Below are 9,705 nucleotides of genomic sequence, written 5' to 3' on the forward strand. Positions count from 1 at the left end.
GAGGGGGCCGGACTGCCACTATGGACCGCATGACCGATCGCGCAGGGAAGCCGGCACAGGCCTCCGATCTCATCGACGTCGAGGCCCTCGTGAGGGCGTACTACGAGAAGAAGCCGGACGTCTCCGACCCGGCTCAGAAGGTGGTGTTCGGCACCTCGGGCCACCGCGGATCCTCGTTCGACACGGCCTTCAACGAGGACCACATCGCCGCCGTCACCCAGGCGATCGTCGAGTACCGGACCGAGCAGGGCATCACCGGCCCGCTGTTCATCGGCGCCGACACGCACGGGCTCTCCCGCCCGGCCCTCACCACCGCCCTCGAGGTCCTGGTGGGCAACCAGGTCCGCGTGCTCGTGGACGAGTTCGACGACTTCGTGCCGACCCCGGCGCTCAGCCACGCGATCCTCCGCTACAACAACGACCCCGCGCACACCGACCGGGCCGACGGCATCGTGGTCACCCCCTCGCACAACCCGCCCCGTGACGGCGGCTTCAAGTACAACCCGCCGCACGGCGGCCCCGCCGACTCCGACGCGACGACCTGGATCGCCGACCGGGCCAATGAGCTCATCGCCGACGGCAACCGCGGCGTGACCTCGGCCGAGCCCTCCGCGGTCGAGACCTACGACTACCGCACGCACTACGTCGCGGACCTGGCGAACATCATCGACCTCGACGCGATCCGGAGGGCCGGCGTGCGGATCGGGGCCGACCCCCTCGGCGGCGCCTCCGTGCACTACTGGCAGCTGATCGCCGAGATGCACGGCCTCGACCTGACCGTGGTGAACGGGGAGGTCGACCCGGCCTGGGGCTTCATGACCCTCGACTGGGACGGCAAGATCCGGATGGACCCGTCCTCCCCCAGCGCGATGGCCTCGGTGGTCGCGCGCGCCGGCGACTTCGACATCCTCACCGGCAACGACGCCGACGCGGACCGGCACGGCATCGTCACCCCCGACGGCGGGCTGATGAACCCCAACCACTACCTGGCCGTCGCGATCGACTACCTCTACCGCCACCGCACCGGCTGGCGCGAGGACGCGGCGATCGGCAAGACGCTGGTCTCCTCCTCGATCATCGACCGGGTCGCGGAGTCGCTGGGCCGGCGCCTCTGGGAGGTCCCGGTGGGCTTCAAGTGGTTCGTCCCCGGGCTGGTCGACGGCTCGGTCGGCTTCGGCGGCGAGGAGTCCGCGGGCGCCTCGTTCCTCCGCTTCGACGGCACCGTCTGGACCACCGACAAGGACGGCATCCTCCTCGCGCTGCTCGCCTCCGAGATCGTGGCGGTCACCGGGAAGAGCCCGTCGGCGCTCTACCGCGAGCTGACCGAGCGCTTCGGCGACCCGGTCTACGAGCGCGTGGACGCGGTGGCGACGAAGGCGCAGAAGGCGGCCCTCGGCAAGCTGGACGGCGACGCGATCGCGGCGACGACCCTCGCCGGGTCCGAGATCACCGCGAAGCTCTCGAAGGCGCCCGGCAACGGCGCGGCCGTCGGAGGCGTCAAGGTCGTCACCGAGGACGCCTGGTTCGCCGCGCGCCCCTCCGGCACCGAGGACGTCTACAAGATCTACGCCGAGAGCTTCCGCGGCCTCGACCACCTGCACGAGGTCCAGGCCGAGGCGCGCACGATCGTGGACGCGGCGCTGAACTCCTAGGCGCTGCGCTCAGTCGCCCGAGAAGGCTCGTTCCCGCCCAGGAGAACGAGCCTTCTCGGGCGACTCAGCGGCGGTGAGGAAAGGGCCGGCTACCAGCGCGGGTGGACGGTGGGGCGGAAGTGGGTGTCGTAGAGGGCGTTCACGGCCTCCATGAAGGCGGGGCCGAGGGGCGCGGCGGAGGCGGCGGCCGCGTTGGCGCGGGCCTGCTCGGGCGAGCGGGCGCCGGGGATCACCGAAGTGACGCCCTCCTGCTGGATGATCCAGGCGAGCGCGGCCGCCGCGGGGGCGAGGCCGTGGTCGTCGGCGAGGCGGGAGAACTCCTGCGCGGCCTCCACGCCGGTCGCGAAGTCGACGCCCGAGAAGGTCTCGCCGACGTCGAAGGCTGAGCCGTCGCGGTTGTAGCTGCGGTGGTCCTCCGGCGCGAACACGGTCTCGGTCGTGTAGCGGCCGCTGAGCAGGCCCGAGGCGAGCGGGACGCGCGCGAGGATGCCGACGCCGGCCTCGCGGGCGGCGGGCAGCACCTCGTCGAGCGGCTTGAGGCGGAACGCGTTCAGGATGATCTGGACGCTCGCGACGTTCGGGCGGGCGATGGCGGTCAGCGCCTCCTCCGTGCGCTCGACCGAGACGCCGTAGGCGGCGATCGCGCCCTCGGCGACGAGGGTGTCGAGTGCGTCGTAGACGGCGTCGTCGGAGTAGACGGAGGTGGGCGGGCAGTGCAGCTGCACCAGATCGAGGGTGTCGACGCCGAGGTTGGCGCGCGAGCGGTCGGTCCAGGCGCGGAAGTTGTCGAGCACGTAGTTGCCGGGGATCTGCTCCGCGCGACGACCCATCTTGGTGGCGACGAAGACCTGCGCGTCGGGGTGCGCCGCGCGGTAGGCGCCGATCGTCCGCTCGCTGCGGCCGTCGCCGTAGACGTCGGCGGTGTCGAAGAGGGTCACCCCCGACTCCACTGCGGCGTCGAGCACGGCGAGGGCGTCGGTCTCGGCGACGTCCCCCCAGTCGGCACCGAGCTGCCAGGTTCCGAGGCCGACGACGGAGACGGGGGCGCCGGTGCGTCCGAGGATTCGAGTTTCCATGCCTCCACCGTAGGTGCGGCCGAGCCCGCGGCGGACCCCCTTGCGCGTGCTCTAACGTCGAGGGCATGCCCCTCCTCGTGCTCGGAAGCGCCAACCTCGACCACGTCCACCGGGTCGCCCGGATCCCCGCTCCCGGAGAGACGGTGCTCGCCCTCGGCGCGAGCACGTTCCCGGGCGGCAAGGGCCTCAACCAGGCCGTCGCGGCCGCACGGACCGCGCCCGGCACCGTCTTCGTCACGAGCCTCGGACGCGACTCGGCGGGAGACCGGCTCGCCGCGGTCCTCGGCGAGGAGCCGCTGGAGCTGCGCGCCCGCCGCGGCGACGTCCGCACCGGCACCGCGCAGATCACCGTGGACGAGCGCGGGGAGAACGCGATCGTCGTCGACTCCGGAGCGAACGCCGCCCTGGTCGGGTTGACCGCCGAGGAGTCGGCCCTGGTGGCGGCGGCCGACGCCCTGCTCCTCCAGCTCGAGATCCCGACGGCGACGGTGACGGAGGCGGCCCGCGCCGCGCGCGCCGGCGGCACGGTGTCGATCCTGAACGCCGCCCCGATCGGACCGCTGCCGGAGGAGCTCCTGGCGGTGCTCGACGTGCTGATCGTCAACGAGCACGAGGCCCGCGAGCTCGCCGCCGATCGCGGCATCACCGCCGCCGACGACGACGCGCTCGCCGCCGCCCTCACCGCGCTGGTGCCGCTCGTGCTGGTCACCCTCGGCTCCGACGGCGTCGTCGTGGCGGTCCGCGACCGCGGGCCGGTGCGCACCCCGGCCTTCCGAGTGGAGGCCGTGGACACCACCGGCGCCGGCGACACCTTCTGCGGCGCCTTCTCGGCCCGGCTCGCCGCCACGGGAGCACGGCTCGACGATCCGGAGCAGCTGGTCGCCCTCACCCGCTGGGCGAGCGCGGCCGCGGCGATCTCGGTCACCCGCGCCGGAGCGGCGGTGTCCGCGCCGACGGCGGCCGAGACGGACGCGTTCCTCGCCGAGCGCGCCTGAACGGGAAGCTCCTCAGGGAGGCGCGCCTGAGCGGGAAGCTCCTCAGGGGGAGACGGCGCGGACACCGGCCTCGGGCGCCCTGCAGCACCGTCGCTCCGGTCGGCACGGTGCACTCCGAAGAAGCACGAGAGCGCCCGGCCCGGCTCCGCTCCTCGCGGCGAGGCGTCGCGGCCTGCGGACAGCCGCGCCCGCTCCCCGATCCGGCTAGTCGATCGCGGCGACCCGGACGGTCACCCGCGGCCGCAGCTCCGGATGCACCCGGACGCACCACTCGCGCACCGCGGCTCCGATCGCGCGCGCCACGTCCGGCGCGGACGCCTCCGCGGTCACGCAGAGGTCGACGGCAACGGACACCTCGTCCCCCGCGACGCGGACCAGGACCGGATCGGCGAACGTGCCGCCGCTCGCGGTGCCCAGCGGCTCGACCACGATCCCGGTCGCGCTCAGCGCCGTCGCCGCGTGCGCGAGCACGTCGCGCACCTCGGGCCTGGCCGGCATCAGGGTCGCGACGCCGTCCAGGGCGCGCAGCTCCGCGGCGAGCGCGGACACCGGATCGACCGGGGCCGCCGCCTCGAGGCCGCTCACGACTCCTCCGTCCCGGGGACGTAGACGTCCTCCACGCGGACGTCGATCCTCGACACCCGCAGCTCGGTCTGAGTCAGCAGCCGCGAGTGCACGCGCTCGCGCACCTGCTGGGCCGCCTCGGCGATCGGCACCCCCCAGAAGACCGAGATCGTCAGCTCCACCACGACCTCCGCGCCCGGCTCGGCGATGTCGCCGACCAGGCGGCAGCGGCCGACCAGCACGCCGGCGACGCTGTCCCCCGCCTCGCGCACGAGTCCGCGGACCGCTCCCTCGGTGATCGTGAGCGCCACGTCGGGCTGGACGCTCGCCAGCGGGATGTCGCGTCCGGCCCGCGACTCGCGGCGGACCTGGGTGAGGATCGAGCCGAACCAGCTCTCCTCCGGCGCGGGTAGGCGTGCGGCGTCGTCGTCGATGAGCGCGCCGGAGAGGGCGCGCACGCGCTCGAGGGCGCGCAGAGTGCGCCGGTGCTCCGGCGACTCCTCGATGGCGGGGTCGTACGGCGTGCGCCCGCGGTCGAGGTAGTCGCTCAGCTCGTCGATGCCGATGCCGTCGCCCTCCTGCTCCGTCGCGTCCGCCTCCTGCTCGAGCGCGGGCGGCAGCACGACGTCGTGCTCCCCCGCGCGCTCCGGCCCGTCGCCGGGACCCTGGTCCGCGTTCATCGCGTCTGCTCCCTCATCGCCAGTCCTCCATCGCCACGACCAGCGACTCGCGCGCGCGGGCGAGCTTGCCCCGCACGGCGGTCACCGTGAGACCGAGGTGATCGGCGATCTCGTTGTACGACTCCCCGCCGACCTCGCGCAGCACCCAGCACTGACGCTGCGACTCCGGCAGCTCGGACAGGGCGTGCGCGAGAGCCCGCATGGCGTCGCTCTGCTCGGCGGCCTCGAACGGGCCGGGCTCTCGGGCCGGGGGATGCTCCACGGCGTCGACGTCGTCGGTCGGGCGGCGCTGGCGCAGCAGGTCGACGCTGGAGCGGCTGACGATCCGCATCATCCAGCTGCGCACGCTCGCCGGCTCCTTGAGCTGCGGGAGCTGCGCCCAGACCGTGATCAGCGCGTTCTGCACGGCGTCGGAGGCATCGGCCTGCGAGCCCGTGAGCCGCCAGGCGTAGGCGCGGAGGATCGACTGGTGCCGCTTGACGAGCACCTCGAAGGCGCGCACGTCGCCCTCGGCGGAGCGCTCGGCGAGCAGCGCGTCGCTCGCCGCTTCCAGTCCGGGCACGGCGCCTCCTCCCTCTCCGCTCACGCGGCCTCGGGCCGCCTTACAGGTGACGCTCAGGAAAAAGTCCGCCGAGCACCGTGACGAACGCCGTCCGGGCTCCGTCTCACTCATGAAAGCACAGCCCGACCGGATTCCCGCCGGGCCTTCGACCCCGGTCTGCTCAGCAACGGCAGCCGATGAGACGTCCAGGAGACCTCATGAGCGACACCACGCGCACCCCCTCCACCACCCGCGTCGACAAGACCTCCGTCGACACGGTCACGACCCTCGGCGGCTCGCGGACCTCCGGCACCGCCCAGGGCACCACGGTCATCGACGACAGCGTCGTGGCCAAGGTCGCCGGCATCGCGGCCCGTCAGGTGCCCGGCGTCTTCGCCCTCGGCAACAACGCCGCCCGTGCCTTCGGCGCGATCCGCCAGGCCGTCGGCGGCGCCGACCACGCCCAGGGCGTGAGCGTCGAGGTCGGCGAGACCCAGGTCGCGGCCGACGTGACCATCGTCGTCGAGTACCCCGTGCCGATGCAGAAGGTCGCCGACTCCGTCCGCGCCGCCGTCTCCGAGGCCATCACCGAGCTCGTCGGCATGGCCGTCTCCGAGATCAACGTCGCCGTCGTCGACGTGCACATCCCCGGCGACGACAAGGACGACGAGGCCACCGAGAGCCGCGTCCGATGAGCGACTTCCAGCGCCCCGCGCCCACCGCCCCCGGCGGCCGCAGCACCGTCCTCGGTGTCGTGGTCGGCGCGATCCTCGCCTTCGCGGCCCTGATGTTCGGATTCTGGGGCTTCGTCCTCACCGCCCTCTTCATGGCCCTCGGCGTCGTGATCGCCCGCATCGCCGACGGCACCCTCGACGTGCGCAGCCTCGTGGACGTGTTCCGCGGCCGCACCACCTCCCGCTAGGAGCCCACCGTGACCGCTCTCGACACGCGTCCCGCATCGCCGGTGGCGGGCACCGTCACCATCACCGTCCGCTCCATCGAGCGCGCCGCCGTGGCGATCGTCCACGAGGAGCTGGGCGTGGAGGTCTCCGCGATCCGCGTCCGCCTCTCCGATGACCGGGGCGGCCTCGCCCTCGCGGTGACCGCGCCGGTCGTCGTCGAGCCGGGCACCGCCCCGGCCGGCGGCTCCCTGCTCGAGCGCCTGCACGGCGATCGCACCCGCATCGCCTCCCGCATGGAGGCGCTGACCGGGCGCACCGTCAGCCGGATCGACATCCGGGTCACGGGCACCCGCACCCGAAGCACGAGGAGAGTCGCATGAGCCCCGCACCGTCGGCGCCCGACACCCGCTACAGCCGCTACCTCCGTCGCGAGACCCACAAGTCCCGCTCCGCCGCGCAGATCGTCGTCCTGGTGCTCATCGCCCTGGTCGCGGCCTACGTCGGCACGGAGGCGGTGCTCGCGATCCTCGGCGCCACGCCCCTGCTCGCCGCACCGTCCGCCCTGCTGGGCGCGATCGTCGGAGTCGCGTCGCTGGCGAACCCCGCCCTCATCGGCGTGGCTGTCGGCGCGGGCGTCCTCGCCCTGGTCCTGCTGGTGCTCGCACTGGCGCCCGGGTCCCGGGCCCGCCACACCGTGGACGACGACCGCCTCGCCGTGGTCGTGGACGACGGCGTGATCGCCTCCTCCCTGGCCCGCGCAGCCCGCACGGCCGCCCACTCCCGCCGCGAGGACACCCGCGCCTCGCTCGGCCGGCGCACCGCGCTGGTCGAGGTGACCCCCGCCTCCGGCGTCGCGGTCGACCGCGACGCCGTGCAGAGCGCGGTCGACGAGGAGCTCGCCCGCATCGGCGCGAAGCCGGCCCCGCGCTCCACCGTCCGCGTCTCGACCTCCGGGAGGATCTGATGACCACGAGCAACCGCTTCGTCAACCGGCTCGTCCTGCTCGTCGTGGGCCTCGTGCTCGCGCTGGTCAGCGCCGGAGCCGTCCTGATCGCCGTCTCGCAGCCGGTCCGCGACTCCGTCCTCTCCTTCGCCGACGGCGAGGGCGCGGCCCTGGTGTCGCGCCTCTCCCCCGAGGAGGGCACCGCCTGGAGCGATGCCGCCGTCCTCTGGCCGCTCTACGCCGTCGTCGGGATCTGCCTCCTCGGCATCATCCTCGCGCTGGTGATGGCCTTCGCCCACGGTCACGGCCGCACCGGCACCGTCCTCCGCGACGAGGCCGAGGGCGCGCCCGCCGGAGGGATCGAGATCGCGACCGGCTTCGCGGAGGACGTCCTCGAGACGGCCCTCGCGGGCCGGACGGAGCTCCTCGACGTCACGGTCGCGGCCTACCGCCACGGCTCCGAGACGGCGCTGAAGGTGCGCGTCCTCCCCCGCGGCGGCGTCTCGCCCCGCACCGTGGTCGACGCCGTGCACCAGGAGGTCGACGCGCTCGACGCCCTGCTCGGCGCCCGCCTGCCGGTCCTGCTCGAGGTCGCCTCGAGCGCCCGGGCCGGCTTCTCCAAGGAGGACCGGGTCGCCTGACCCCGGTCCCGCAGCTTCCCCGGCACCCGCCGGCGGATGGTCACACCGAACAGAAGGAGCCCCTCATGGGTGCAGACGACAAGATCCGCAACGCAGCCGAGAACCTGGTCGGCAAGGCCAAGGAGGCCGTCGGCAAGCTGACGGACAACGAGCGCCTCGAGGCCGAGGGCCAGGCCGACCAGACCAAGGCCCACACCAAGAAGGTCGGCGAGGACGTCAAGGACGTCTTCAAGAAGTGATCTGACCGGAACCTCGACGGGGCCGTCACCGCATCAGCGGTGGCGGCCCCGTCGTCGTGCGTGGAGCGGGTGCGTCGAGCGTCAGACGCCCCAGAACATGATCCGGCCGGCGGAGGCCGCGTCGATGCTCTGGTCGTGGTTGTCGGCGGTGTGCGAGGAGTAGAGGATCCTGTCGCCGTCGACGCTGGTCACGACGCCCGTGTGGTCCCAGTCGCCCGAGCCGTCCCAGTCGAACTGGACGATGTCGCCCGGCTTCACCCGGCTCCGCTCGGAGTCGGGGATGGCGGTCGCGCGCTCGGGGTGCGCGGCGAGGTAGGCGTTGAACGCTGTCGACGACGCCCAGGCGGAGCTGTAGCCGCCGGAGGAGGAGTAGCTCCACTCGCCGTCCATCTCCCAGCCGCGGGCGATCAGCGACTGCGAGGTGAAGTTGACGCAGTCGTTGCCCGAGATCACGCCGTACTGGGCCGAGTTGTAGTCGTTCCAGTAGGTGGAGAGGTAGTCGAGCTGCGAGGCCAGGCGGCTCGCGTCCAGCGCGGCCTGGGCCTTCGCGGCCTCGATCGCCGGGTCGGGCGTGTAGGCGAAGGTGATCGCCGAGGCGACGACCTTCGTGCTGGCGAGCACGCCGGTCGCGGCGGGGCTGGGAGTGGCGGTCGCGGTCGGGGCGGCGAGGTCGGTCGAGGCCTCGGCCGTCGTGCCCTCCGCGGCGCCCGACGTGTCGACGGCCGGCTGCACCGCGTCGGCCGGGGTCCCGTCGACGGTGACCGCCGCGGCGGAGTCGGTGACCGCGTCGAACGTGATGGCCTGACCGTCGGCGTCGAAGAAGGCGACCGGAACCTCGCCCGCTGCCTCTCCGTCGGCCGGAGGAGCGGTGACCGTGATCTGGTCGGGGTTGTCGACCGCGACGCTGCCCTCGGCCTCGCCGAAGCGGACGGTGGCGACCGAGTCCAGGTTCGATCCCTCGAGCGTCACGCTCGTGCCGCCGGCGACGGTGCCGGAGGTGGTGGAGACGGAGCTGAGGACGACCCGGGCGGAGGCGGTGGTCGCGGGGAGCACGGCGACGCTGGTCGAGGTCGGAGCAGCGGAGGGCGTCGCGGTGGCCGACTCGGCCGAGGAGCCGGTGCCGACGGTGAGGCTCAGGCTCGACGCGACGGCCACGACGACGAGCCCGCCGGAGACAGCGAGCGCCAGCGTGCGCGGGGACGGGCGGAAGAAGGAGGCCCCGCGGCGGGCGGGCGCGGTGCGGAGCCGGTGCCCCTCCGCTTCGCGGCGGTCGCGGCGGGACGAGAACGATCCCTCCGGGGCGGGGTGCACCGGGGCGGGAGCCGAGGGCTGCGCGGGAGCGCCGGCGGGTGCGGCGGGCCGGATGCGGCCCTCGCGCTCGCGGGCCTCGCGGCGGGTCAGCGGAGCGCCGGGGGTCGGCGCGGGGGTCGCCAGCGACGCGACTCCGACGATCGCGCCCAGCAGGGCGGATG

At 73.8% G+C, this 9,705-nt stretch carries 13 protein-coding genes; 8 read left to right on the forward strand and 5 right to left on the reverse strand.

Features of this window, described 5'->3' with window-relative positions:
- The first annotated feature begins 29 nt into the window (after positions 1-29).
- Positions 30-1,652, forward strand: a complete 1,623-nt coding sequence (gene pgm, locus C5C25_RS13460; protein ID WP_104250907.1) for a phosphoglucomutase (alpha-D-glucose-1,6-bisphosphate-dependent) — start codon at positions 30-32, stop codon at positions 1,650-1,652.
- An 89-nt stretch (positions 1,653-1,741) separates the two neighbouring features.
- Here the strand turns inward: pgm and C5C25_RS13465 are convergent, their stop codons facing one another.
- Positions 1,742-2,728, reverse strand: a complete 987-nt coding sequence (locus C5C25_RS13465) for an aldo/keto reductase (RefSeq protein ID WP_104250898.1) — start codon at positions 2,726-2,728, stop codon at positions 1,742-1,744.
- 65 nt (positions 2,729-2,793) lie between these two features.
- Here C5C25_RS13465 and C5C25_RS13470 point away from each other — a divergent pair, with 65 nt between their 5' ends.
- Positions 2,794-3,723, forward strand: coding sequence for a ribokinase (locus tag C5C25_RS13470; protein ID WP_104250899.1), 930 nt, complete (start codon positions 2,794-2,796; stop codon positions 3,721-3,723).
- A gap of 204 nt (positions 3,724-3,927) precedes the next feature.
- Here C5C25_RS13470 and C5C25_RS13475 read toward each other — a convergent pair whose 3' ends face one another.
- The 3 genes from C5C25_RS13475 to C5C25_RS13485 are packed head-to-tail and all read right to left on the reverse strand — an operon-like array spanning position 3,928 to position 5,529.
- Positions 3,928-4,308 carry a hypothetical protein gene (locus tag C5C25_RS13475; RefSeq protein ID WP_104224958.1) on the reverse strand — a complete coding sequence of 127 codons (381 nt, stop codon included), beginning with the start codon at positions 4,306-4,308 and terminating at the stop codon, positions 3,928-3,930.
- Positions 4,305-4,967 (reverse strand): Asp23/Gls24 family envelope stress response protein, encoded by a 663-nt coding sequence (locus C5C25_RS13480; protein ID WP_104233947.1) that lies wholly within the window; start codon positions 4,965-4,967, stop codon positions 4,305-4,307. The genes C5C25_RS13475 and C5C25_RS13480 overlap by 4 nt, the downstream gene beginning before the upstream one ends.
- A gap of 13 nt (positions 4,968-4,980) precedes the next feature.
- Complete coding sequence (locus C5C25_RS13485) at positions 4,981-5,529, reverse strand: RNA polymerase sigma factor (RefSeq protein WP_104224956.1); 549 nt, start codon at positions 5,527-5,529, stop codon at positions 4,981-4,983.
- Positions 5,530-5,726: 197 nt separating this feature from the next.
- On the opposite strand from C5C25_RS13485, the gene C5C25_RS13490 reads away from it, so the two are divergent.
- The 6 genes from C5C25_RS13490 (at position 5,727) to C5C25_RS13515 (ending at position 8,233) form a co-directional block, all read left to right on the forward strand.
- Positions 5,727-6,203 carry an Asp23/Gls24 family envelope stress response protein gene (locus C5C25_RS13490; protein ID WP_104224955.1) on the forward strand — a complete coding sequence of 159 codons (477 nt, stop codon included), beginning with the start codon at positions 5,727-5,729 and terminating at the stop codon, positions 6,201-6,203.
- Complete coding sequence (locus tag C5C25_RS13495) at positions 6,200-6,430, forward strand: DUF2273 domain-containing protein (RefSeq protein ID WP_104224954.1); 231 nt, start codon at positions 6,200-6,202, stop codon at positions 6,428-6,430. The genes C5C25_RS13490 and C5C25_RS13495 overlap by 4 nt, the downstream gene beginning before the upstream one ends.
- Before the next feature lie 9 nt (positions 6,431-6,439).
- Positions 6,440-6,790, forward strand: coding sequence for a hypothetical protein (locus tag C5C25_RS13500; protein ID WP_104224953.1), 351 nt, complete (start codon positions 6,440-6,442; stop codon positions 6,788-6,790).
- Entirely contained in the window at positions 6,787-7,374 is a 588-nt protein-coding gene (locus C5C25_RS13505; protein WP_104250901.1) for a DUF6286 domain-containing protein, read from the forward strand. Before C5C25_RS13500 ends, C5C25_RS13505 begins: the two co-directional genes overlap by 4 nt.
- Positions 7,374-7,994: a hypothetical protein gene (locus C5C25_RS13510; RefSeq protein ID WP_104250902.1), complete on the forward strand. Its 621-nt coding sequence runs from the start codon at positions 7,374-7,376 to the stop codon at positions 7,992-7,994. Before C5C25_RS13505 ends, C5C25_RS13510 begins: the two co-directional genes overlap by 1 nt.
- Before the next feature lie 65 nt (positions 7,995-8,059).
- Entirely contained in the window at positions 8,060-8,233 is a 174-nt protein-coding gene (locus tag C5C25_RS13515) for a CsbD family protein (RefSeq protein WP_104226788.1), read from the forward strand.
- Positions 8,234-8,314: 81 nt separating this feature from the next.
- Here C5C25_RS13515 and C5C25_RS13520 read toward each other — a convergent pair.
- Positions 8,315-9,705 (reverse strand): amidase domain-containing protein (locus C5C25_RS13520; protein ID WP_104250903.1); only part of this gene is annotated, 1,391 nt, incomplete at its 5' end.

The organism is Rathayibacter sp. AY2B9 (genome assembly GCF_002931595.1).
Taxonomy (GTDB): Bacteria; Actinomycetota; Actinomycetes; order Actinomycetales; family Microbacteriaceae; genus Rathayibacter.

Coding starts and splice junctions, on each gene's coding strand:
- C5C25_RS13470 (WP_104250899.1), top strand. CDS start 2,794: ATGCCCCTCCTCGTGCTCGGAAGCGCCAACCTCGACCACGTCCACCGG.
- C5C25_RS13480 (WP_104233947.1), bottom strand. CDS start 4,967: ATGAACGCGGACCAGGGTCCCGGCGACGGGCCGGAGCGCGCGGGGGAG.
- C5C25_RS13465 (WP_104250898.1), bottom strand. CDS start 2,728: ATGGAAACTCGAATCCTCGGACGCACCGGCGCCCCCGTCTCCGTCGTC.
- pgm (WP_104250907.1), top strand. CDS start 30: ATGACCGATCGCGCAGGGAAGCCGGCACAGGCCTCCGATCTCATCGAC.
- C5C25_RS13515 (WP_104226788.1), top strand. CDS start 8,060: ATGGGTGCAGACGACAAGATCCGCAACGCAGCCGAGAACCTGGTCGGC.
- C5C25_RS13495 (WP_104224954.1), top strand. CDS start 6,200: ATGAGCGACTTCCAGCGCCCCGCGCCCACCGCCCCCGGCGGCCGCAGC.
- C5C25_RS13505 (WP_104250901.1), top strand. CDS start 6,787: ATGAGCCCCGCACCGTCGGCGCCCGACACCCGCTACAGCCGCTACCTC.
- C5C25_RS13490 (WP_104224955.1), top strand. CDS start 5,727: ATGAGCGACACCACGCGCACCCCCTCCACCACCCGCGTCGACAAGACC.
- C5C25_RS13510 (WP_104250902.1), top strand. CDS start 7,374: ATGACCACGAGCAACCGCTTCGTCAACCGGCTCGTCCTGCTCGTCGTG.